Genomic DNA, 23806 nt, shown 5'->3' on the forward strand with positions numbered 1-23806 from the left:
CCCGCAACCGCCCACAACGGGGGCAACGGCGGGCGAGGGGCGGGCCCTGCGGGTTAGTCCTGCTGGGGGTGGTGCGGGGGGATCGGGGGGAGTTCGCCGGTGGTCTCGTAGGCCGAGAGCATCTCGATGCGGCGCGTGTGACGCTCCTCACCCGAGTACGGGGTGTTGAGGAAGGTCTCCACGAACTTCGTCGACTCCTCCAGGGAGTGCATCCGCCCGCCGATCGCCACCACGTTCGCGTTGTTGTGCTCGCGGCCGAGCGCGGCAGTCTGCTCACTCCAGGCCAGCGCCGCCCGCACGCCCTTCACCTTGTTCGCGGCGATCTGCTCGCCGTTGCCCGAGCCGCCGATGACGATGCCCAGGCTGTCCGGGTCCGCGGCGGTCTTCTCCGCGGCGCGCAGGCAGAACGGCGGGTAGTCGTCCTGGGCGTCGTAGATGTGGGGGCCGCAGTCGACGGGCTCGTGGCCGTGGGCCTTGAGCCACTCGACGAGGTGGTTCTTGAGTTCGAAGCCGGCATGGTCGGAACCGAGGTACACGCGCATGGGCACGAGTGTGGCACGCCCCACGTCACCCGCGCCGCCCGGGGCCCTCCGCACGGCCGCCGTATCACGATCCGGAATCGGAGGGTTCCGGGCTCTCCCCTCGCCGGGTTTCAATGCACGGGCTCGTGACCCGAGTGCACCCCAGACGTAAGGATTCGTCCATGACCACGCAGCCGACCCTGCATAAGGAAGGCGGAACCACCGGAGAACCCGGTACTCCGCAGTCTTCCGACGGTCTCAAGGCGGGGCTCAAGAACCGCCACCTTTCCATGATCGCCATCGGTGGAGTGATCGGCGCCGGCCTGTTCGTCGGGTCCTCCGGCGGCATCGCCAAGGCCGGTCCCGCCATCCTCATCTCGTACATGCTCGTCGGCGCGATGGTCGTGTTCGTGATGCGGATGCTCGGCGAGATGGCCGCCGCGAGCCCGAACTCCGGCTCTTTCTCGGCGTACGCCGACCGTGCGCTCGGCCGCTGGGCGGGCTTCTCGATCGGCTGGCTGTACTGGTTCTTCTGGGTGGTGGTGCTGGCGGTCGAGGCGACCGCGGGCGCGGTGATCCTGGAGGGCTGGATACCGGCCGTGCCGCAGTGGGCCTGGGCCCTGATCGTGATGGTGGTCCTGACCGCGACGAACCTCGCCTCCGTCGCCTCGTACGGCGAGTTCGAGTTCTGGTTCGCGGGCATCAAGGTCGTCGCCATCGGCGCCTTCGTGGTCATCGGTCTGCTGGCCGTGTTCGGCTTCCTGCCCGGCTCCGACAACCCGGGTGCGGGCCTCGCCCACCTCACGGACGCGGGCGGCTTCTTCCCGAACGGCGCCGGCGCGATCCTCACCGGCGTACTGATGGTCGTCTTCTCCTTCATGGGCAGCGAGATCGTCACGCTCGCCGCCGGTGAGTCGGAGGACCCGCGCCGCGCGGTCACCAAGGCCACCAACAGCGTGATCTGGCGCATCGCCGTCTTCTACCTGGGCTCGATCTTCGTCGTCCTCACCCTTCTGCCGTGGAACGACAAGTCGATCGTCAAGGACGGCTCGTACGTCGCCGCTCTGAACTCCATCGGCATCCCGCACGCCGGCCAGATCATGAACGTGATCGTCCTGACGGCCGTGCTGTCCTGCCTGAACTCCGGCCTCTACACCGCCTCCCGCATGGCGTTCTCGCTGGGCGAGCGCGGTGACGCGCCGAAGGCCTTCGCCAAGGCCAACGCCAAGGGCGTGCCGACGGCGGCCATCCTGGCCTCGGTCGCGTTCGGGTTCATCGCCGTCTACTTCAACTACGCGTTCAAGGACACGGTCTTCGACTTCCTGCTGAGCTCCTCCGGCGCCGTCGCCCTGTTCGTCTGGCTGGTGATCTGCTTCACCCAGCTCCGGATGCGCGGCATCCTGCTGCGCGAGGTGCCCGAGAAGGTGACGGTGAAGATGTGGCTCTTCCCGTACCTGACGTGGGCGACCGCCGCGATGATCACTTTCGTGCTGGCCTACATGGTCTACGACAAGGACAACCGCGAGGTCGTGCTGTCCTCGGTCGCCGTCGCGGTCGTCGTCGTGACCATCGGTGTCGTGCTCGACCAGGCCCGCAAGAGGCAGATCAACACCTGACGGTTTGAATACCTGACTGGTTCTGTCAGGTTTCGGCGAAAGGCTCTCCGCACACCACCGAGTGAACGGAGAGCCTTTCCCATGACCACGTACCGCGCCGGAGACCCCGGGTACGACGCCGAACTCGCCGGGTTCCAGACCGGCTTCGCCCACCGTCCCGAGCTGGTCGTCGCCGCGACCACCGCCGACGACGTACGCCGGGCCGTCGCGTACGCCGCCGGGCGCGGCCTGCCGGTCGGCGTCCAGGCCACCGGGCACGGGCTGCCCGGCGGTGCGGAGGGCGGCGTCCTCATCTCCACGCGCCGCATGGACGGCGTACGGATCGATCCGGAGGCGCGTACCGCCCGCATCGAGGCGGGCGTCCGCTGGGGGCAGGTCGTCGAGGCGGCCGCGCCGTACGGGCTGGCGCCGCTGAACGGGTCCGCACCGGGCGTGGGAGCCGTCTCGTACACGCTGGGCGGCGGACTGGGCCTGCTGGCGCGGGAGTTCGGGTACGCCGCCGACCATGTGCGCGCGGTGGAGGTCGTGACGGCCGACGGGAAGCTGCGGCGGGTCACCGCGGAGACGGATCCCGAGCTGTACGGGGCGCTGCTCGGCGGCGGGCACGCCCTGGGCGCCGTCACCGCCATGGAGGTGGACCTGGTGCCGGTGGCCCGGCTGTACGGGGGGTCGGTCACGTTCGCGGACGGGCCGGCGGACGGGCTGGTCGACGAGGCGGTGCGGACATACCTGGAGTGGACGCGGACCGTGCCGGACACGCTGACGTCGTCCGTGAGCGTCATGGTCTTCCCCGACGCACCGTTCGTACCGGAACATCTGCGCGGCCGCTACACCGCGTCGGTCCGCGTCGCGTACACCGGGAGCGCGGCGGAGGGCGAGCGGCTGGTGGCGCCGCTGCGGGCCATCGGGCCGTCGGTGCGGGACACGCTGCGGGAGATGCCGTACACCGAGTCGGCGACGATCCACAGCGACCCGGAGCAGCCGCACGCGTACTACGGCGACAACGTGATGGTGCAAGAGCTGTCCCCCGCCGACGCCCGGCGGCTGCTGGCGCTGACGGGGCCCGAGTCCCCGGTGTGGACGGTGACGCAGATCCGGCACCTGGGCGGGGCGCTGGCCGAGGAGCACCCGAACGCGGTGCCGCACCGGGACGCGCGCTTCCTGGTGCAGGTGCTGTCGGGGCTGGACGGTACGGACCTGCCGTCCGTGCGGGCGCTGTACGAGGAGGTGTTCGCGGCACTGGCGCCGGTGACGCTGGGCAGCTCGCTCAACTTCCACTTCGGCGGCGGCGAGCGGCCGGGGCTGTACGGCCCGGAAACGGCGAAGAGGCTCGCCGGGGTCAAGGCACAGTACGACCCGGCGAACCTCTTCAGCAGGAACTACGTCAGCAGCGGGGACTACGTCAGTCCCGGCCCTTCCGGCCGATGACCTTCCACGCCGTGGGCAGCGCGCCCATGGCCAGCGCCGCCTTGAGCGCGTCGCCGATCAGGAACGGCACCAGGCCCGCAGCCACCGCCTGCGGCAGCGACATGCCGGTCGCGAGGGCCAGGTACGGCACGCCGACCGCGTAGATGATCAGGGAGCCGAGCGCCATGGTGCCCGCCATGCGCAGCACCGAGCGGTCGGCGCCGCGCCGCGCGAGGGCGCCGACGACGGTGGCGGCGAGCAGCATGCCGAGGATGTAGCCGAAGGACGGCATGGCGTACCCGGACGACGCCTGGGCGAACCACGGCATTCCGGCCACGCCCGCCACCGCGTACAGCGCGAGGGAGAGGAAGCCGCGCCGGGCGCCGAGGGCGGTGCCGACGAGCAGGGCCGCGAAGGTCTGGCCGGAGACCGGGACCGGCGAGCCGGGGACCGGGACGGCGATCTGGGCGGCGATGCCGGTGAGCACGGCGCCGCCGGCGACGAGCGCGATGTCGCGGACGCGGCTGGACGGCAGGAGGTCGGCCAGGACCACTCCGGTACGGGCGGGGGCGGCGGCAGTGCTCATCGGGACTCCGGCGGGGTGCGGGGGCGGTTCGGGACAGGCTGACCGTAGCCCACGAGTGAACGACCGATCACCGTCCGCCGACCACAAAGCGGTTGACGGGGCATTGGTGGGATCCGGACAAAGGACGGGAGCTACACCCCGGTTGGCGTGATGCTCGTCACTTGGGAGGCCGGGCGGAGGGTCCCTTTTGCGTCAGCCACAGGTGACCGGAGAGACTGTGGGGTCCTTCCAAATACCTGAGAGTACGAGCGCCATGCACGACGCCCCGCCCACGCCGCTCGCCCCGGCGCCCGAGCCCCTGTCGCACGGGCTGAAGCAGCGGCACCTGACGATGCTCGGCCTGGGCGGGGTGATCGGCGCCGGGCTGTTCGTCGGCTCGGGCGCCGGGATCGCGGTCGCCGGGCCGGGGATCGTCCTGTCGTATCTGATCGCGGGTGCGCTCGCGATGCTGATCATGCGGATGCTGGGCGAGATGTCGGCGGCGATGCCCGCGTCGGGCGCCTTCTCGGTGCACGCGGAGCGGGCGCTGGGCCGGTGGGCGGGGTTCTCGGTCGGCTGGCTGTACTGGTTCCTGCTGGTGGTCGTGCTGGCGGTGGAGGCGACGGGCGCGGCGCGGATCGCGAACAGTTGGATGCCGGGGGTGCCGCAGTGGGCCTGGGTGCTGGTCTTCATGGTGGTGTTCACGGTCGCCAACCTGGCGGCGGTGAAGAACTTCGGTGAGTTCGAGTTCTGGTTCGCCGGGCTGAAGGTCGGCGCGATCGTGCTGTTCCTGGTCCTCGGGGTGCTGGCCATCGTCGGATGGCTGCCGGCTGCGTCTGATTTTTCCGGGGAACCGGTGGGGCTCGCGAACCTGACCGGGCAGGGCGGCTTCCTGCCCAACGGGTGGGACGGGGTCGTCTCCGGGGTACTGGCGGTGGTGTTCGCGTTCGGCGGGCTGGAGGTCGTGACGATCGCCGCCGCCGAGTCGGAGGACCCGGCCCGCAATGTGGCCCGCGCGGTGCGCAGCGCGGTGTGGCGCATCCTCTTCTTCTACGTCGGTTCGATGCTGGTCATCGTGACGCTGCTGCCGTGGACGGCGATGGAGCCGGGGCAGAGCCCGTACGTCGCGGTGCTGGACGCACTCGGGGTGCCGGCCGCCGGGCAGATCATGAACATCGTCGTGTTCGTGGCGCTGCTGTCGGCGCTCAACGCCAACCTGTACGGGTCGTCCCGGATGGTCTTCTCGCTCGCGGAGCGCGGCGAGGCGCCGAAGGGGCTGCTCGCGGTGTCGGGCGGCGGGGTGCCGCGCCGGGCGGTGCTGGCGTCGGTGGCGTTCGGCTTCGTCTCCGTACTGCTCAATCTGAAGTGGCCGGATTCGGTGTTCCTGTACATGCTGAACGCGGTCGGGGCCGTGCTGCTGTTCGTGTGGGGCCTGATCGCGGTGTCGCAGTTGCGGCTGCGGCGGCGTATCGAGCGCGAGGCGCCGGAGAAGCTGACGCTCCGGATGTGGGGCTTCCCGTGGCTGACGTGGGCCGCGCTGGCGGCGATGGCCGCGGTGCTGGTGCTGATGCTGCTGGACGACGGATCGCGGCCGCAGGTGCTGTGGTCGGCGGCGGCGACCGGGGCGGTACTGGGGGTGGCGTGGGTGCGGGAGTCACGCACGCGACCCGAGTGAAGGTTCTGTGCGCGATCCTTCACAATGTGTGAGCACGGTGTCCGTATAGCGGGCGGTTGTTCCCTGTGAGCGGTGCCCCCACTCAGACTGTGGGCCGCGCCCAGATCCGTGGGCCGCACACGCACCCCGCACCCCGTCTCAGCTACTGAACAGGGCACGCCCATGTCTCGGACCTCCGCGCCCACCGACGCGACGCCGGTCACCCCGGCGCCGGTCGACTCACCACCGGGCGACGCGCCGCTCTCCCACGGCCTCAAGCAACGCCATCTGTCGATGATCGCCCTCGGCGGCGTCATCGGCGCCGGTCTGTTCGTCGGCTCCGGCCAGGCCATCGCGGCCGCCGGTCCGTCGATCATTCTCGCCTACGCGATATCCGGCGCCCTCGTCATGCTCGTGATGCGCATGCTGGGCGAGATGTCGGCGGCCAACCCGGCCTCCGGCTCGTTCTCGGTGCACGCCGAGCGGGCCATCGGCCCGTGGGCGGGCTTCACGGCGGGCTGGTCCTTCTGGTTCCTGCTGTGCGTGGCGGTCGGCCTGGAGGGCATGGGCGCCGCGCAGATCATGGTGGGCTGGTTCCCCGGCACCGCGGAGTGGGTGTGGGTGGCCCTGTTCATGACGCTGTTCTGCGTCACGAACCTGGCGGCCGTGAAGAACTTCGGTGAGTTCGAGTTCTGGTTCGCCGCCCTCAAGGTCGGCGCGATCGTCCTCTTCCTGGGCATCGGCGTGCTGGCCATCGCGGGCGTGCTGCCCGGCACCGACTCCCCCGGCGCCGCCAACCTCACCGGCCACGGCGGCTTCATGCCCAACGGCACGGAGGGTCTGATCGTCGGTCTGCTCGCCTCCGTCTTCGCGTACGGCGGTCTGGAGACGGTCACCATCGCCGCCGCCGAGTCCGAGCACCCGGTCCAGGGCGTCGCCAAGGCCGTGCGTACGGCGATGTGGCGGATCGCGATCTTCTACGTCGGCTCGATGGCCGTCGTCGTCACCCTGCTGCCCTGGACGCACGAGTCGGTCGCCAAGAAGGGCCCCTACGTCGCCACGCTGGACTTCCTGGGCATTCCGGCCGCCGGCCAGATCATGAACGTGGTCGTGCTGGTCGCGCTGCTGTCGGCGATGAACGCCAACATCTACGGCGCCTCCCGCATGGCGTGCTCCCTGGTGGCGCGCGGGCAGGGCCCGCAACTGCTCGGGCGGATCACCGGCGGGGTGCCGCGCATCGCCGTGCTGACGTCGTCCGTGTTCGGCTTCGTGTGCGTGCTGCTCAGCTACTGGCGGCCCGACGACCTGTTCGCCTGGCTGCTCAACATGATCGGCGCGATCATCCTGGTGGTGTGGTTCTTCATCGCCGTCTCGCAGCTCATGCTGCGCCGCCGGATGGAGCGCGAGGCACCCGAGAAGCTGGTCGTGCGGATGTGGCTGTACCCGTACCTGACCTGGGTGGCGCTCGCCGGCATGGCGGCGGTGTTCGTCCTGATGGCCCGCGAGCCGGACACCCGGCTCCAGCTCTACTACACGGGCGGTCTGACGCTGTTCCTGGCCGTCGTCGGGTTCGCCCGGCAGAAGCTGGTGGCGGGCAAGTCCGCCTGATCCACCTTGCGGGGAGGAGCCCCGGCGCGTCACGCGCCGGGGCTCCTCCTTTCGCGTGGTCCCTGTCGTACGGCAGGTGAAAACCGCCCGCACAGGGCGTGAAGTGGCCTGGGCGCGCCCCTGCCGTGCGCCTACCGTCCGGGCCCATGAGACGTCGCTCGGTACTCCTCGCGGCGGGCGCGACCGCCGCCGCTTCCGTGTCCCCCACATCCGCCCACGCCGCCACGGGCGCTCCCGGACCGCTCGTGATCGGCCACCGGGGCGCGGCCGGCTGGCGCCCCGAACACACGGCCGCCTCCTACACGCTCGCCGTCGAGACCGGCGCCGACTGGATCGAGCCGGACCTGGTCGCCACCCGGGACCACCACCTGGTGGTGCGCCACGAGAACGAGATCTCGGGCACCACGGACGTCGCCGGACGCCCCGAGTTCGCCGGCCGGCGCACCACGAAGACCGTCGACGGGCGGGCCGTCACCGGCTGGTTCACCGAGGACTTCACGCTCGCGGAGCTGCGGACGCTGCGGGCGGTCGAGCGCCTGCCGCTCGTACGGAACAGGAACACCGTCTTCGACGGGCACCAGCGGGTGATGACCTTCCAGGAGGTCGTCGACCTGGCGCGCCGGCTGTCCCGGCGCCACGGCCGGACCGTCACGGTCTTCCCGGAGACCAAGCACCCGGCGTACTTCCGCTCCCTCGGCCTGCCCCTGGAGCCGGTCCTCGCCGACGCCGTGCGCCGCAACCGGCTGGGGCCGCGCGAGTGCGTGATCCAGTCCTTCGAGCCGGCCGGCCTGCTGCGGCTCGCGCGCGAGGAGCGGCTGCGCGTCCCGCTCTGGCAGGCCCTCGGCACCCGCGGCGGCCCGTACGGGCACCCGGTGACGTACGAGGACATGATGACCCCGGCCGGGCTGCGGGAGATCGCCGCGTACGCCCAGTGGATCGGCCCCGACAAGTCGTCCCTGGTGCCGCCCTCGACGCTCCTCGCGGACGCGCACGCGGCCGGGCTGAAGGTCGGCGCGTACACCTTCCGCGCCGAGAACCAGTACCTGCCCGCGGACCTGCGGCGCGGCGCCGACCCGAACGCCTTCGGGGACGCCTTCGCCGAGTACTCCCGCCACTTCGCCCTCGGCGTGGACGCCGTGGTCACCGACTTCCCCGACCTGGCGGTGATCGCCCGGGACTCGCGGAGGGACTCGCGGGGGGACCAGCGGCCTAGGGCGAAGGGCTGATCAACTTCCGGGCCTTCCTGCTGTTAGCCTGCACTTGCACAAGGGTTGCAATAAGCAGCAACACGCAGCAGCAGCAGTCGGAGGGCTCGGACATGGCGATCTACACACTTCCTGAACTTCCGTACGACTACGCGGAGCTCGAGCCGGTCATCAACCCGCAGATCATCGAGCTGCACCACGACAAGCACCACGCCGCCTACGTCAAGGGCGCGAACGACACCCTGGAGCAGCTCGAAGAGGCCCGCGACAAGGAGCAGTGGGGCTCGATCAACGGCCTGGAGAAGAACCTCGCCTTCCACCTCTCCGGCCACATCCTGCACTCCATCTACTGGCACAACATGACCGGCAAGAAGAACGGCGGCGGTGGCGAGCCGCTGGCGGCGGACGGCGTGGGCGAGCTCGCCGACGCGATCGCCGCGTCCTTCGGCTCCTTCGCCAAGTTCAAGACGCAGCTCTCCAAGGCCGCCGCGACCACCCAGGGCTCGGGCTGGGGCGTCCTCGCGTACGAGCCGGTCAGCGGCCGCCTCATCGTCGAGCAGGTCTACGACCACCAGGGCAACGTCGGTCAGGGCTCGGTGCCGATCCTGGTCTTCGACGCCTGGGAGCACGCCTTCTACCTCCAGTACAAGAACCAGAAGGTCGACTTCATCGAGGCGATGTGGGAGGTCGTCAACTGGCAGGACGTGGCGAAGCGTTACGCCCAGGCCAAGGAGCGCACCCCGCTGATCGCGCCCTGACGCCCCACGGAACGTCCTGCTCGTGATCGTCTTCTCAACCTTCACCGGGCAGGCGGATGAAGGAACGACCCCTGCGAGGACGTGACTCGCAGGGGTCGTTCTGTGCGCCAGGCGGTGTTACAGGTTGCTGAAATCGGGGCCCTGGGTCCGGGTCCGCTTGATCTCGTAGAAGCCGGGGATGGACGCCACCATCAGCGTGCCGTCCCACAGCCGGGCCGCCTCCTCGCCCTTGGGGGCGGGGGTGACGACCGGGCCGAAGAAGGCGATCTGCTCGCCGTCCGGGCCGGGCACCGCTATGACCGGGGTGCCGACCTCCTGGCCCACCTTGCTGATGCCCTCGTGGTGGGAGGCGCGCAGCTCGGCGTCGTACGTGTCCTTGCCGGCGTACTCGGCGAGCGACACCGGCAGTCCGACGTCCTCCAGCGCCTCGCGGATCGCCGTGTGGGTCGGGCCCTCGCCCTTGTTGTGGAAGCGGGTGCCGAGCGCGGTGTAGAGCTTGCCGACGACCTCGTCGCCGTGGAGCTGCTGGGCGGCGACGACGACCCGGACCGGGCCCCACGCCTGGGTCTCCAGCATTTCGCGGTACTCCGGCGGGACCTCGTCCAGCTTGTCCTCGTTGAGGACGGCGAGGCTCATCACGTGCCAGCGCACGTCGACCGGGCGGACCTTCTCCACCTCCAGCATCCAGCGGGAGGTCATCCACGCCCAGGGACACAGGGGGTCGAACCAGAAGTCGGCGGTGGTCCTGCTCTCGGACATGTCTCTCCTCGTGGTCTGCACGGTCTGCACTCGTGGTCGCGCCGGGATCGTCCCCGTCACAACGCCGGGGTTCGCAAGGGCATTCCCGCATACCGCGTGTCAGTGGTGCGTGGGAGGATCGCTCCTGTCACAACGAGCCACGAAGGAGTGCCGCCCGTGCCCGGTGAGAATCTGTCCCGCGACGAGGCCCGTGAGCGGGCCGAGCTGTTGTCCGTCGACGGGTACGAGGTCGCCCTCGACCTGCGGTCCGCCGTCGGGGAGAGCGAATCCGAGCGGCGTACCTTCCGTTCGGTGACGACCATCCGGTTCCGCCGCACCGCGCCCGGCTCCGCCACCTTCGTCGACCTGATCGCCCCGTCCGTGACCTCGGTCACGCTCAATGGGCGGGAGCTGGACCCGGCGGTCGTGTTCGACGGCTCGCGGATCGCCCTGGACGGCCTCGCGGACGAGAACGTGCTGGTGGTGGACGCCCAGTGCGCCTACAGCCGCACCGGTGAGGGGATGCACCGGTTCGTCGACCCGGAGGACGGCGAGGTCTACCTCTACACGCAGTACGAGCCGGCCGACGCGCGGCGGGTGTTCGCCAACTTCGAGCAGCCCGACCTGAAGGCGCCCTTCCGGTTCGAGGTGACGGCTCCCGAGGGCTGGACGGTGTGGAGCAACGGCGCGGAGGAGTCGCGGGAGGGAGGCGTCTGGCGGTTCGCCGAGACGGCGCCGATCTCGACGTACATCACGTGTGTCGTGGCCGGTCCGTACCACTACGTGACGGACACCTACCGGCGCGGCGACCTGGAGATCCCGCTGGGCGCCATGTGCCGCAAGGGGCTGGCGAAGCACTTCGACGCGGACGACGTCTTCCTGATCACCAAGCAGGGCTTGGACTTCTTCCACGACAACTTCGACTACCCCTACCCCTTCGGGAAGTACGACCAGGCCTTCGTTCCCGAGTACAACCTGGGCGCCATGGAGAACCCGGGCATGGTGACCTTCCGCGAGGAGTACATCTACCGGGGCAAGGTGACGCAGGCGGCGTACGAGCGCCGGGCGAACGTCATCCTGCACGAGATGGCGCACATGTGGTTCGGCGACCTGGTCACCATGAAGTGGTGGGACGACCTGTGGCTGAAGGAGTCCTTCGCGGACTTCATGGGCTCCTTCTCGCTGGCCGAGGCGACCCGCTTCACCAATAGCTGGGTGACCTTCGCCAACAACCGCAAGGCGTGGGCGTACCGGGCGGACCAGCTCCCCTCCACGCACCCGATCACGGCCGACATCCGTGACCTGGAGGACGCCAAGCTGAACTTCGACGGGATCACGTACGCCAAGGGCGCGGCGGTGCTCAAGCAGCTCGTGGCGTACGCGGGCCGGGACGCGTTCCTGGAGGGCGCCCGCCGGTACTTCAAGCGGCACGCGTACGGCAACACGCGGCTGGGCGACCTGCTGTCGGTGCTGGAGGAGACGTCCGGGCGGGACATGAAGGCGTGGTCCCGGTCCTGGCTGGAGACGTCGGGCGTCAACGCCCTGACGCCGGTGGTCTCGTACGGCGCGGACGGCCGCGTCGCGGAACTCGCCGTGCTCCAGGAGGGCGGCGAGCCGCGGCCGCACCGGGCGGCGGTGGGGCTGTACCGGCTGTCGCCGGGCGGCGAGCTGGCGCGGTACGCCCGCGCGGAGGTGGACGTCACCGGTGCGCGGACCGTGGTGGCGGAGCTGGCGGGGGCGGAGCGGCCGGACCTCGTGCTGGTCAACGACGACGACCTCACGTACTGCAAGATCCGGTTCGACGAGGACTCGCTCGCCACGCTGCGGGCGCACCTGGGCGGCCTGAAGGACCCGCTGGCGCGGGCGCTGTGCTGGTCGGCGCTGTGGAACCTGACGCGGGACGCGCTGCTGCCGGCGCGGGACTTCGTGGCCCTGGTGCTGGCGTTCGCGGGGCGCGAATCGGACATCGGTGTGCTCCAGATGCTGCACGCCTGGGCGCGCTCTGCGCTGGTGCACTACGCGGCGCCGGCGTGGCGTGAGGAGGGCGGCCGGCTGCTGGCCGAGGGCGCGCTGCGGGAGCTGCGGGCGGCGGAGCCGGGCAGCGAGCACCAGTTGACGTGGGCGCGGTTCTTCGCGGCGGCGGCCACGACCGAGGCGGACTTCCAGCTCCTGGAGGGTCTGCTGGAGGGCTCGGCGAAGATCGACGGTCTGGACGTGGACCAGGAGCTGCGCTGGACGTTCCTGGGGCCGCTGGCCGCGCACGGCCGCGCGGACGAGGCGGCGATCGGGGCGGAGCTGGCGCGCGACGACACGGCGTCGGGCAAGCGCCACCAGGTGCGCTGCCTGGCGGCCCGCCCGTCGGAGGCGGTCAAGGCGCAGGCGTGGGCGCAGGTCGTCGAGTCGGACGCCCTGTCGAACGCGCTGGTGGAGGCGACGATCGCGGGCTTCGGCCAGCCGTCGCAGCGGGCGCTGATCGCTCCGTACGCGCCGAAGTACTTCGCGGCGATCGAGCGGGTGTGGACCGAGCGGTCGATCCAGATCGGCATGGACGTGGTGCGGGGCCTGTTCCCGTCCCTCCAGGACGACCCGGCGACCCTGGAGGCCACCGACGCCTGGCTCGCCGCGCACGAGTCGGCCGCGCCCGCGCTGCGCCGGCTGGTCCTGGAGTCCCGCGACGACCTGGCCCGCGCGCTGCGCGCCCAGGCGCGGGACGCGGCGGCGGGGTGACGTGCCGGCGCCCGGCCCGGGGCCGGGCGCCTGTTCCCCGGACGTACACCGGTCCGAGCGGGGGGCGGCCGGGCTGGTCGGGGGCATGATCGGGGTCCCTGATCGGCACTCGAACGTCCGTACTTTAGGACGGGGTTGTCCCGGATTGTCGACGGACGTGTAACAGCGGTTATCCACCGCGCAGTTGGCGGGAAACCCCGGGGCATGACGAACACCCCGCTCTCCCCCCGCCCCCTGTCCCACCTGGCCGACGGCCGGCGCCGTGTGCTGTCCGCCGCGCAGTTGCGGGCGCACGGCGTGTCCGCCGCCCAGGCCGCCGCCCAGTGCCGGGCCGGTGGGCCCTGGCAGCAGTTCCTGCCGGGCGTGTACCTGCTGCATCCCGGACCGCCCACCAGCGAGGAGCGGCTGCACGGCGCCCTGCTGTACGCCGACCGGCAGCCGGAACGGCGGCCACCCGAGGCGATGATCACCGGGCTCGCCGCGCTGGCGCTGTACCGGTTCGCGGCCGCCCCACCGTTGCCGTCGCTGGACCGCATCGACGTCCTGGTGTCGCGCACCCGGCGGCTGCGGTCCACCGGGTGCGTACGGATCCTGCGTACGCAGGAGCTGCCGAAGCCGCTGGAGGTCACCGGCGTACCGGTCGCCCCGGTGGCCCGTGCGCTGGCGGACGCGGTCGCGCGGATCGGTGACGCCCACACCGTACGGCGGCTGCTGACGGAGGCCGTGCGCGACGGGCACTGCGAACCGGCCGCCGTGGTGCGGGAGCTGAACCGCGCCCGGCTGCTGACGCGGCCGCACGTCGTGGACGCCGTGGACTCGCTGCTCGCCGAGGGGCGGGCGCTGGCCGAGGACCGGCTGTACGAGATGGTGCGCGCCCACGGCCTGCCGGAACCCCTGTGGAACGTCGACCTCCGGCTGCCGGGCGGCCCGCACCTCGGCGGGGTGGACGCGTACTGGCCCGACCACGCCGTCGCGGTCGAGCTGGACACCCGCTCGCCGCGCCAGGACGACGACACGCTGTGGACGGAGTACACCCGCAAGCGCGAGCACATGGAGCGGCTCGGCATCAGCGTCGTCCACATCACGCCCCGCAAGCTCCGGGACGCCCTGGAGCAGCAGGCGATCGTGGTGCGTACGGCGCTGATGGCGGCCGGCGACCGCGCCCCGGCAGCCTATGTGGTCGTCCTGCCGCGGTAGCCGGCCGGTCAGCCCGCGAGCCGGTCAGCCACAGAACTCCGCCTCGACGACCGCCTGGGTGTCGCCCGCCCAGTCGCCGTTGACGTTGAGCGCCAGCGTGTGGCCGCCGTCCCGGGTGGACACCATGTCCGAAGTGGAGCCGTGGATGCCGCCGTTGTGGCCCCAGACCTCCTTGCCGCAGCTCAGTTTCTGCACCATCAGGCCCAGGCCGTAGCGCGCGTTCGGCGCGTCCTTCCCGATCGGGACCGTGGTGGTCATCTCCTTGAGCTGCTTCTGCGGCAGCAGCCCGCCCGTCATGAGCGCCCGGACGAAGCGCCGCAGGTCCGCCGAGTTGGAGATCATCTCGCCGGCCGGACCGGCGATGGACGGGTTCAGCTCGGTGAGGTCATGGATCGCCGCGTCCGGCCCGGCGAACAGCTTCGAGTACGCCCGGCCGCTCGGCTCCGGCATCGTCACGTCCGTGCCAGGGATGCTGGTGGCGCGGAGCTTCAGGGGCTTGATGATGCGGCGTTCGACCTCCTTCCCGTACGGCCGGCCGGTGACCTTCTCGATCACCATCCCGGCGAGCAGGTAGTTGGTGTTGGAGTAGCTCCAGTCGGTGCCGGGCGCGAAGTCGGGGCGGTGGGTCATCGCGATGGCCACCATCCGGCGCGGTGTCCAGGTGTCGTAGCGGTGCTGGAGGAACGCGGGGCCGAAGACCTTCTCCCGGTAGCCGGGGTCCGAGGTGACGTCGTAGATCCCGCTGGTGTGGTTCAGGAGCCGGCGCAGGGTGATCTTCCGCCCGTCGTGGCCGTTGCCGCGGACGACGCCCGGCAGCCACCGTTCGACGGTGTCGTCGATGTCGAGGCGGCCCTCCGCCTCCAGTTGCAGCAGGACGGTCGCGACGAACGGCTTGGTGATGGAGCCGACGCGGTAGCGGTCCTGCGGCAGGCGCGGCCGCCCGGTGGTGCGGTCGGCGACGCCGGCGGTGCCGTTCCAGGTGCCGTGGCGGTCCTGTGCCTGGGCCAGGACTCCCGGGGCACCGGCCCGGACGAGGGCGTCGGCCGCGGCCTGGGTCTGCCGGTGATCGCCACCCGGTCTCCCGGTCCGCTCGCCGGCCGTGGCGGGTGCGGTGAAGGCGGTGGCGGCGAGCGCGGCCGCCACCGCCGCCGCGGGCAGTGCCTTGCGTACCTGCATGTCGGACATCCCCTCTGCGCGACGTGTGGTCACCGAGCAGGACTCCGGCGGTGCGCGGGGCGTTGCCTGCTTCGCATGAGTTGAGTGTGTTTCAGCCGTTGTGGGCGAGACGCCCGGCGGCGGGCCGTTCACGCCACAGCCGCAGCCCGACGTCGACGACTCCGACGCGTACGAGCGAGGAGACGGCGTCCAGCGGGTGCCAGGCGGCCAGGTCGGTGGAGCCGCCCACCTCGGGGCGCAGGTCGCCACCGGTGATCCGGCCCTCGTAGAGGATGCGGAGGCGCTGGAAGTCGGTGACGCCGCCGAGCCGGCCGGTGTAGCGGCTGCGTTTGGAGTCGACGCCGAGGAGGGCCGTCATCTCGGTGAGGTAGCCGGTCTCTTCCTCGACCTCGCGTACGACCGTATCGAGGGGGTCCTCTCCGTGGTCCATGCCGCCGCCGGGCAGGGTCCACTCCTTGGTGCCGTCGTCGGCGGTGCCTCTGGCCAGCAGGATCCGCTCGTCCCGTACGCATACGGCGTAGGCCGCGACTCGTAATCTCCGGTTCATGCACCGAGGTTAGACGGGCGCTTGACCACCAGAAGGCTGAACGCTCAACTACATATGGGGTCTTTGGACCCGGTTCGTTCCTCATGGCGTACATCCCGCACTGGCGGATGTGCGCCATGTCCGCATTCCGCACTCCGACAACCCTCCACAAAGCCCTGTCATTTGCGAAAGGGTGAGCGGTCATCCGGCACCGAATTCCGGACTGTCTCTTTCACTAACAGGGATGCTGATGACCACCCTCGAATCCCAGGGCTCCATATCGGGGAGCCCGACCCCCGGGCACAGACGGGCGGCCCGCGTGGCCGCGGCCGCCGGCCTGGTGGCCGCGCTCGTCGCGGCCGGTACCGCCCCCGTCTTCGCCGCCGGGACCCCGGCGGACCCCGCACCCCCCAAGCCCGCCCCCTCGTCCGCCACCGCGGACAAGCTGGGCTCGGCCGACCACGAACGGCTGGCCGAGGCCGAGGCCACGGGCAAGAAGACCGTCACCGTCATGGTGGCCACCGCGCCCGGCCAGACCGAGCAGGTCGCCGAGCAGCTCGACGGCGTCGCGGGCGCCACGGTCGGCACGACGTACGACAAGCTCGGCTACGTCCGCGCCACCCTGCCCACCGCGAAGGCGGAGTCCGCGCTCACCCAGGCCGCGCGACTGCCGTCCGTCAAGGGCATCGACCTCCAGTACGAGATCGAACTGGACGACCCGTCGCCCGACGCGGGCCAGTCGGCCGCCCGGGACGCGGCCACGGCCGGTACGACGACCACGTACCCCGGCCCGAACGCCAAGACCCCGGCGAAGAACCCGTACAACCCGTCCTTCGAGACGGGCGCGGTCGACTTCGTGAAGAAGTACCCGAAGGCCGACGGCCGGGGCGTCACCATCGGCATCCTGGACTCCGGTGTGGACCTGGACCACCCGGCGCTCCAGAAGACCACCACCGGTGAGCGCAAGATCACCGACTGGGTGACCGCCACCGACCCGGTCGCGGACGGGGACGGCACCTGGCGCCGCATGAACGTCGCCGTGGAGGGGCCGACGTTCACCGCGGGCGGGCGCACGTTCACCGCACCGGCCGGCAAGCACGCCTACAGCCGGTTCGCCGAGGCCGTCACCAAGGGCGGCGACATGGCCGGTGACCTCAACCGGGACGGCGACACCACCGACGCGTGGGGCGTGCTGTACGACGCGGCCGCCGGCACGGTCCGGGTCGACCTGAACGACAACGCCGACTTCACCGACGACGTGGCGATGAAGCCGTACAAGGACGGCTTCCAGATCGGCCACTTCGGTACGGACGACCCGGCGACCGAGGTCGCCGAGCGCATCCCGTTCGTGGTGGAGATCCGCAAGGACGTCGTCTACAACGCCAACGGCGACAAGGCCGACTACGTCAACATCGGCATCGTCAACTCCGACCACGGCTCGCACGTGGCCGGCATCACCGCCGCCAACGGGCTGTTCGGCGGGAAGATGAACGGCGCCGCCCCCGGCGCGAAGCTCGTCTCCTCGCGCGCGTGCACCTGGTCCGGCGGCTGCACCAACACCGCGCTGACCGAGGGCATGGCCGACCTGGTCGTCAACCGGGGCGTGGACATCGTCAACATGTCCATCGGCGGCCTGCCGGCGCTCAACTCGGGCGACAACGCGCGCGCCGAGCTGTACGGCCGGCTCATCGACACCTACGGCGTCCAGCTCGTCATCTCGGCCGGCAACGAGGGCCCGGGCATCAACACCATCGGCGACCCCGGCCTGGCCGACAAGGTCGTCTCGGTCGGCGCGGCCATCTCCAAGGAGACGTGGGCGGCCAACTACGCCTCGGCCGTGGAGAAGAAGTACGCCATGTTCCCCTTCTCCTCGCGCGGCCCGCGTGAGGACGGCGGCTTCACCCCGACGATCTCCGCGCCCGGCTCGGCGGTCAACACCATCCCGCTGTGGATGGCGGGCGCGGGGGTGCCCGAGACCAGCTACCAACTGCCCGCCGGTTACGGGATGCTCAACGGCACCTCGATGTCCTCGCCGCAGGCGGCGGGCGCGAGCGCGCTGCTGATCTCGGCCGCCAAGCAGCGCAAGATCGAGCTGTCGCCGCTGAGCCTGCGCACCGCGCTGACCAGCACCGCGAACCGCATCTCCGGTGTCGCCGCGCACGAGCAGGGCTCCGGCCTGATCGACGTCGTCGACGCCTGGGAGTCGATCGAGGACGGCGCGACCGCGCACGAGTACAAGGTCGCCGCGCCCGTCGACACCGCGCTGGACCAGCACCTGAAGAAGCCCGGCACCGGTATCTACGACCGTGAGGGCGGCCTCAAGGTCGGCCAGAAGAAGGTGTACGACGTCACCATCACGCGCACGACCGGCCCGGACCGGCCGATCGAGCACGAGCTGGACCTGAAGTACAACGACGGCACCTTCCGCATCCTCGGCGACGACGAGGTGGACCTGCCGCTGAACAAGCCGGTCACCGTCAAGGTGCAGGCCAAGCCGGGCTCCGCGGGCGTGCACAGCGCGATCGTGGAGGCCGACGACGAGGACACCGAGGGCGTCGACAAGCAGATCCTCGCCACCGTGGTCGTCGCGCACGACCTGGCGAAGCCCTCGTACGCCTTCTCGGCGAGCGGCAGCGTGCAGCGCAACAGCCACAAGTCGTACTTCGTGACCGTGCCCGAGGGCGCCAAGGCGCTGGAGGTCGCGATCGGCGGGCTGAAGGAGAAGAGCCAGACCCGGTTCATCTCCATCCACCCGTACGGCGTGGCCGTCGAGGACACCGCGTCCAACCGGTGCTACCCGCACTACAACCCGGCCAACACCTGCCGCCCGGACGTGCGCTCGTACGCCGACCCGGCGCCGGGCGTCTGGGAGATCGAGGTCGAGGCGCGCCGTACGTCGCCGGACCTGGACAACCCGTACAAGCTGGACGTCACGCTGCTGGGCGCGGCCTTCGACCCGGCCGTGAAGACGGTCCCGGAGGCCAAGATCGGCACGCCGGCGGCGGTGGACTGGAAGGTCACCAACACCTTCGCGGCCATCGACGGCAAGCTGAAGGGCGGCTCGCTCGGTTCCGCGAAGGTCGCCGCTCCGACGATCAAGAACCACGAGTCGCAGACCAGCACGGTGACGGTCGGCGAGGGCGTGGAGCGCCTCGACGTCGTGATCGGCAACACCTCCGACAAGGGCGCCGACCTGGACCTGACCGTCCTGAAGGACGGCAAGGTCGTCGGTCAGTCGGCGGACGGCGACTCGGAGGAGTCGGTGTCGGTGGCCAAGCCGGAGCCGGGCACGTACACGATCGTCGTGGACGGGTACGCGGTGCCGGCCGGGACGACCACGTACGACTACAAGGACGTGTACTTCTCGTCCGCGCTCGGCACGCTGAAGGTCGACGAGTCCAAGCCGGTCACCCTGGCGAGCGGCGCGTCGGCGCAGGTCACGGCGGAGGTGCTGGTGAACGGCGCGGCCCCCGAGGGCCGGCAGTTCTTCGGCGAGGTGTCGCTGCTGACGGCGCGCGGCACGGCCGCGGGCACGGGCAGCGTCGTGATCGGAAAGGTCATCCCGTAACGCCGTACGCACGGTGAGTGAGGGCGGGCGTCCGGACCGGGCGCCCGCCCTTCTCCGTTCCCGGCGTGCTGCTTCTCACGTCCCGGACAATGAATTGGACAAGCCGGGCCAGGTGATACGCATCATGGGTGCGGCACCCAGGCCGCCAGGCCCGCAAGCACGTACGGAGGAGTCCCCGTGAAGGTCGGAATCGTCGGAGCCACCGGTCAGGTCGGCACGGTCATGCGCAAGATCCTTGCCGAGCGGAACTTCCCGGTCGACGAGCTGCGGCTGTTCGCCTCCGCCCGTTCGGCGGGCACCGTCCTGGACGGCGTGACCGTCGAGGACGCCTCCACGGCCGACTACACGGGCCTGGACATCGTGCTCTTCTCGGCCGGTGGCGCCACCTCCCGGGCGCTCGCCGAGAAGGTCGCCTCGCAGGGTGCCGTGGTGATCGACAACTCCTCCGCCTGGCGCCGGGACCCCGAGGTGCCGCTGGTCGTCTCCGAGGTGAACCCGCACGCGGTCAAGGACCGCCCCAAGGGGATCATCGCCAACCCGAACTGCACCACCATGGCCGCCATGCCGGTGCTCAAGCCGCTGCACCAGGAGGCGGGCCTGACCGCCCTGGTCGCCACCACCTACCAGGCCGTCTCCGGCTCGGGCCTCGCGGGCGTCGCGGAGCTGGACGGCCAGGTCAAGGCCGTCGCCGAGCACGCCGCCGAGCTCACCCACGACGGTGAGGCCGTGGCGTACCCGGAGCCCGGCGTCTACAAGCGCCCGATCGCCTTCAACGTGCTGCCGCTGGCCGGCTCGATCGTCGACGACGGTTCCTTCGAGACGGACGAGGAGCAGAAGCTCCGCAACGAGTCCCGCAAGATCCTGGAGATCCCGGACCTGAAGGTGTCCGGCACGTGCGTGCGCGTCCCGGTCTTCTCCGGCCACTCCCTCCAGGTCAACGCCCGCTTCGAGCGTCCGATCAGCGTGGAGCGCGCGTACGAGCTGCTGAAGGACGCCGAGGGCGTGGAGCTCTCCGAGATCCCGACCCCGCTCCAGGCGGCCGGCAAGGACGCGTCCTACGTGGGCCGCATCCGCGTCGACGAGACCGTCGAGAACGGCCTGGCGCTGTTCCTGTCCAACGACAACCTCCGCAAGGGCGCGGCGCTGAACGCGGTGCAGATCGCGGAGCTGGTGGCGGCGGAGCTCAAGGGCGCCTGACGGCCGTACGTACGTGAGAAGGGCGGCCACCATGATGGGTGGCCGCCCTTCTTCGGCGTTCAGAGCACGAGGTGTCTGCGAAGCGCCGCATCGATCTCGGTCATGCGCTGCCGCGGGACCGTGCCGATGTGTCGCAGCAATCGCTCAGGGGAGAGCGCGCGCACCTGCTCGCACTGCACCTTGGAGTCCTTCACAAGACCGCACTCGGCTGCCGGGACCAGCACCTGGAAAGGGTAGATCCGCGAGGTGTTCGTCGTCAGCGGCACCAGCGTGACAACACCGCGCCCCGTCCGCTCCACCACGGCGTTGGCTCCGTCATTCGAGACGATCACCGCGGGACGGGCCTTGTTGGCTTCACTGCCCCGTGCCGGCTCGTAGTCGACGAGGTAGATGTCACCGCGCCTCATCGACGATCCCGTCCCCCGAGAACTGATCCCAGAACGCCGCGTCCTCGCTCGCGTCCCACTCCGCGAAGGCCGCTTCGTAGTCCGCCTCGAGGCGGGAGGCGCGAAGCAGCTCGATCGCGGCGTGTATGACGGCGGACCGGGACTGCGCCGCCGTTTCGGCCGCGTACTCGTCGACGAAGGCGACGTCCTCCTCCGGCAGGCTCACACTGATCTTCATACGAAGCATGCTACCGCTGGTGCTACCGATAACGCCACCCCGCCCGAGCGCCCCGCCGTGGAAGGATGACCGGAAACGTCACACAACGAGGAGATGACCGGGTGCCTGGCACGAACCTGACCCGTGAAGAGGCCCAGCGGCGGGCGGAGCTGCTGACCGTGGACTCGTACGAGATCGACCTCGATCTCAGTGGCGCGCAGGAGGGCGGCACCTACCGGTCCGTGACCACCGTGCGCTTCGACTCCGCCGAGGACGGCGCGGAGAGCTTCATCGACCTGGTGGCGCCGGCCGTGCACAAGGTCACCCTGAACGGCCACAAGCTGGACGTCGCCGCCGTGTTCCGGGACTCGCGGATCAAGCTCAAGCACCTGAAGCAGGGGCGCAACGAGCTGACGGTCGTCGCGGACTGCGCGTACACGAACACCGGCGAGGGCCTGCACAAGTTCGTCGACCCGGTCGACGACCAGGCGTACCTCTACACCCAGTTCGAGGTGCCGGACGCGCGGCGGGTGTTCGCGAGCTTCGAGCAGCCGGATCTGAAGGCGACGTTCCAGTTCACCGTGAAGGCGCCGTCCGGCTGGACCGTCATCTCGAACAGCCCCACCCCGGAGCCCAAGGACGACGTCTGGGTGTTCGAGCCGACGCCGCGGATCTCGACGTACGTCACGGCCCTGATCGTCGGCCCGTACCACGCGGTGCACAGCACGTACGAGGGCCCGGACGGGCAGGTCGTGCCGCTGGGCATCTACTGCCGTCCGTCGCTCGCCGAGTTCCTGGACGCGGACGCGATCTTCGAGGTGACGCGCCAGGGCTTCGACTGGTTCCAGGAGAAGTTCGACTACGCGTACCCGTTCGCCAAGTACGACCAGCTCTTCGTTCCGGAGTTCAACGCGGGCGCGATGGAGAACGCGGGCGCGGTGACCATCCGCGACCAGTACGTCTTCCGGTCGAAGGTGACGGACGCGGCGTACGAGGTGCGGGCCGAGACCATCCTGCACGAGCTGGCGCACATGTGGTTCGGCGACCTGGTCACCATGGAGTGGTGGAACGACCTGTGGCTGAACGAGTCGTTCGCCACGTACACCTCGATCGCCTGCCAGGCGGCGGCCCCCGGCTCGCGCTGGCCGCACTCGTGGACGACGTTCGCGAACTCGATGAAGACCTGGGCGTACCGGCAGGACCAGCTCCCGTCCACGCACCCGATCATGGCCGAGATCCGCGACCTGGACGACGTCCTGGTCAACTTCGACGGCATCACGTACGCCAAGGGCGCCTCCGTGCTGAAGCAGCTCGTGGCGTACGTCGGTGAGGACGCGTTCTTCCGGGGCGTGCAGGCGTACTTCAAGCGGCACGCGTACGGCAACACGCGCCTGTCGGACCTGCTGGGCGCGCTGGAGGAGACCTCCGGGCGCGACCTGAGGACCTGGTCGAAGGCATGGCTGGAAACCGCCGGTATCAACATCCTGCGCCCGGAGATCGAGGTCGACGGGGACGGGGTCATCACCTCGTTCGCGGTGCGGCAGGAGGCCCCGGCGCTGCCCGCCGGCGCGAAGGGTGAGCCGGTGCTGCGGCCGCACCGGATCGCGATCGGGCTGTACGGGCTCCAGGACGGCTCGCTGGTGCGGACGGACCGCGTGGAGCTGGACGTCACGGCGACCGAGCGGACCGAGGTGCCGCAGCTCGTGGGCAAGGCCCGTCCGGCGGTCGTCCTGCTCAACGACGACGACCTGTCGTACGCCAAGGTCCGCCTGGACGAGGTGTCGCTGGAGAACGTCACCGAGCACCTGGGCGACTTCACCGAGTCGCTGCCGCGCGCGCTGTGCTGGGCGTCGGCCTGGGACATGACGCGGGACGCCGAGCTGGCCACGCACGCGTACCTGGAGCTGGTGCTCTCCGGCATCGCGAAGGAGTCGGACATCGGCGTGGTCCAGTCGCTGCACCGGCAGGTGAAGCTGGCGCTGGACCTGTACGCGGCGCCCGAGCGGCGCGAGGCGGCGCTGGCGCGCTGGACGGAGGCGACCCTGGCCCACCTGCGTACCGCCGAGCCGGGCAGCGACCACCAGCTCGCGTGGGCGCGGGCGTTCGCGGCGACCGCGCGTACGCCGCAGCAGCTCGACTTGCTGACGGGCCTGCTGGAGGGCACGGAGACGATCGAGGGCCTGGTCGTGGACACCGAGCTGCGCTGGGCGTTCGTCGAGCGGCTGGCGGCGACGGGCGTGTACGGCGAGGAGGAGATCGCGGCCGAGTACGAGCGGGACAGGACGGCGGCGGGTGAGCGGCACGCGGCGACCGCGCGGGCGGCCCGGCCGACCGAGGAGGCCAAGGCCGAGGCGTGGGCGTCGGTCGTGGAGTCCACTGCGTCTGATTCGAAAGCAGCGCTCCCGAACGCCGTGCAGGAGGCGGTGATCAGCGGCTTCGTCCAGACCGACCAGCGCGAGCTGCTGGCCCCGTACACGGAGAAGTACTTCGCGGCGGTCAAGGGCGTGTGGGAGTCCCGCTCGCACGAGATGGCCCAGCAGATCGCGGTCGGGCTGTACCCGGCGCTCCAGGTGTCGCGGGAGACGCTGGACGCGACGGACGCCTGGCTGGCGAGCGCGGAGCCGAACGCGGCGCTGCGGCGGCTGGTTTCGGAGTCGCGCGCGGGCATCGAGCGCGCGCTGAAGGCACAGGCGGCGGACGCGTAGCGAGTGCCGCCGGATCACCGGCGAAAGGCGCCCCG

18 protein-coding genes are annotated in these 23806 nt (G+C 70.7%); 11 read left to right on the forward strand and 7 right to left on the reverse strand.

Annotated elements, in window-relative coordinates; all coding sequences use genetic code 11:
- Positions 1 to 53 precede the first annotated feature (53 nt).
- Positions 54 to 542, reverse strand: a complete 489-nt coding sequence (locus AB0J57_RS29030; protein WP_366131295.1) for a ribose-5-phosphate isomerase — start codon at positions 540 to 542, stop codon at positions 54 to 56.
- A gap of 161 nt (positions 543 to 703) precedes the next feature.
- Between AB0J57_RS29030 and AB0J57_RS29035 the strand changes: the two genes are divergently transcribed.
- Both AB0J57_RS29035 and AB0J57_RS29040 read left to right on the forward strand, forming a co-directional pair.
- Complete coding sequence (locus AB0J57_RS29035) at positions 704 to 2137, forward strand: amino acid permease (protein WP_366131296.1); 1434 nt, start codon at positions 704 to 706, stop codon at positions 2135 to 2137.
- Between the two features lie 81 nt (positions 2138 to 2218).
- Positions 2219 to 3565, forward strand: coding sequence for an FAD-binding oxidoreductase (locus tag AB0J57_RS29040; protein ID WP_366131297.1), 1347 nt, complete (start codon positions 2219 to 2221; stop codon positions 3563 to 3565).
- On the opposite strand, the gene AB0J57_RS29045 is transcribed toward AB0J57_RS29040, so the two are convergent.
- Complete coding sequence (locus AB0J57_RS29045; RefSeq protein WP_366131298.1) at positions 3540 to 4130, reverse strand: biotin transporter BioY; 591 nt, start codon at positions 4128 to 4130, stop codon at positions 3540 to 3542. The genes AB0J57_RS29040 and AB0J57_RS29045 overlap by 26 nt on opposite strands.
- Positions 4131 to 4383: 253 nt before the next feature.
- Here AB0J57_RS29045 and AB0J57_RS29050 point away from each other — a divergent pair, with 253 nt between their 5' ends.
- The 4 genes from AB0J57_RS29050 to AB0J57_RS29065 all read left to right on the forward strand — a co-directional run bounded on the left by AB0J57_RS29050 (position 4384) and on the right by AB0J57_RS29065 (position 9334).
- On the forward strand, positions 4384 to 5784 hold the full coding sequence (locus tag AB0J57_RS29050) for an amino acid permease (RefSeq protein ID WP_366131299.1): 1401 nt from the start codon (positions 4384 to 4386) through the stop codon (positions 5782 to 5784).
- Positions 5785 to 5946: 162 nt separating this feature from the next.
- Positions 5947 to 7371 carry an amino acid permease gene (locus AB0J57_RS29055; RefSeq protein ID WP_366131300.1) on the forward strand — a complete coding sequence of 475 codons (1425 nt, stop codon included), beginning with the start codon at positions 5947 to 5949 and terminating at the stop codon, positions 7369 to 7371.
- A gap of 146 nt (positions 7372 to 7517) precedes the next feature.
- The gene (locus AB0J57_RS29060; RefSeq protein WP_366131301.1) at positions 7518 to 8597 is read left to right on the forward strand and encodes a glycerophosphodiester phosphodiesterase family protein; all 1080 of its coding nucleotides are present in this window, start codon (positions 7518 to 7520) and stop codon (positions 8595 to 8597) included.
- Between the two features lie 92 nt (positions 8598 to 8689).
- Positions 8690 to 9334: a superoxide dismutase gene (locus AB0J57_RS29065; protein ID WP_361415110.1), complete on the forward strand. Its 645-nt coding sequence runs from the start codon at positions 8690 to 8692 to the stop codon at positions 9332 to 9334.
- 117 nt (positions 9335 to 9451) lie between these two features.
- Here the strand turns inward: AB0J57_RS29065 and AB0J57_RS29070 are convergent, their stop codons facing one another.
- Entirely contained in the window at positions 9452 to 10093 is a 642-nt protein-coding gene (locus tag AB0J57_RS29070; RefSeq protein ID WP_366131303.1) for a DsbA family protein, read from the reverse strand.
- 156 nt (positions 10094 to 10249) lie between these two features.
- Between AB0J57_RS29070 and pepN (AB0J57_RS29075) the strand changes: the two genes are divergently transcribed.
- Positions 10250 to 12799: an aminopeptidase N gene (gene pepN, locus AB0J57_RS29075; protein WP_366131304.1), complete on the forward strand. Its 2550-nt coding sequence runs from the start codon at positions 10250 to 10252 to the stop codon at positions 12797 to 12799.
- A gap of 204 nt (positions 12800 to 13003) precedes the next feature.
- On the forward strand, positions 13004 to 13996 hold the full coding sequence (locus AB0J57_RS29080) for a hypothetical protein (protein ID WP_366131305.1): 993 nt from the start codon (positions 13004 to 13006) through the stop codon (positions 13994 to 13996).
- Positions 13997 to 14020: 24 nt separating this feature from the next.
- Here AB0J57_RS29080 and AB0J57_RS29085 read toward each other — a convergent pair whose 3' ends face one another.
- Positions 14021 to 15172: a serine hydrolase domain-containing protein gene (locus AB0J57_RS29085; RefSeq protein WP_366131306.1), complete on the reverse strand. Its 1152-nt coding sequence runs from the start codon at positions 15170 to 15172 to the stop codon at positions 14021 to 14023.
- A 91-nt stretch (positions 15173 to 15263) separates the two neighbouring features.
- Positions 15264 to 15719 carry an NUDIX hydrolase gene (locus AB0J57_RS29090; RefSeq protein WP_366131307.1) on the reverse strand — a complete coding sequence of 152 codons (456 nt, stop codon included), beginning with the start codon at positions 15717 to 15719 and terminating at the stop codon, positions 15264 to 15266.
- 223 nt (positions 15720 to 15942) lie between these two features.
- Here AB0J57_RS29090 and AB0J57_RS29095 point away from each other — a divergent pair, with 223 nt between their 5' ends.
- Both AB0J57_RS29095 and AB0J57_RS29100 read left to right on the forward strand, forming a co-directional pair.
- Positions 15943 to 19266 (forward strand): S8 family serine peptidase, encoded by a 3324-nt coding sequence (locus AB0J57_RS29095; RefSeq protein ID WP_366131308.1) that lies wholly within the window; start codon positions 15943 to 15945, stop codon positions 19264 to 19266.
- Positions 19267 to 19443: 177 nt separating this feature from the next.
- Positions 19444 to 20463 carry an aspartate-semialdehyde dehydrogenase gene (locus AB0J57_RS29100; protein WP_366131309.1) on the forward strand — a complete coding sequence of 340 codons (1020 nt, stop codon included), beginning with the start codon at positions 19444 to 19446 and terminating at the stop codon, positions 20461 to 20463.
- A gap of 59 nt (positions 20464 to 20522) precedes the next feature.
- On the opposite strand, the gene AB0J57_RS29105 is transcribed toward AB0J57_RS29100, so the two are convergent.
- The gene (locus AB0J57_RS29105) at positions 20523 to 20870 is read right to left on the reverse strand and encodes a type II toxin-antitoxin system PemK/MazF family toxin (RefSeq protein ID WP_366131310.1); all 348 of its coding nucleotides are present in this window, start codon (positions 20868 to 20870) and stop codon (positions 20523 to 20525) included.
- Positions 20857 to 21087: a ribbon-helix-helix domain-containing protein gene (locus tag AB0J57_RS29110; RefSeq protein WP_366131311.1), complete on the reverse strand. Its 231-nt coding sequence runs from the start codon at positions 21085 to 21087 to the stop codon at positions 20857 to 20859. The genes AB0J57_RS29105 and AB0J57_RS29110 overlap by 14 nt, the downstream gene beginning before the upstream one ends.
- A 101-nt stretch (positions 21088 to 21188) precedes the next feature.
- Here AB0J57_RS29110 and pepN (AB0J57_RS29115) point away from each other — a divergent pair, with 101 nt between their 5' ends.
- Positions 21189 to 23771 (forward strand): aminopeptidase N, encoded by a 2583-nt coding sequence (gene pepN / locus AB0J57_RS29115; RefSeq protein ID WP_366131312.1) that lies wholly within the window; start codon positions 21189 to 21191, stop codon positions 23769 to 23771.
- Positions 23772 to 23806: the final 35 nt, after the last annotated feature.

The organism is Streptomyces sp. NPDC049837 (assembly GCF_040674455.1).
GTDB lineage: Bacteria > Actinomycetota > Actinomycetes > Streptomycetales > Streptomycetaceae > Streptomyces.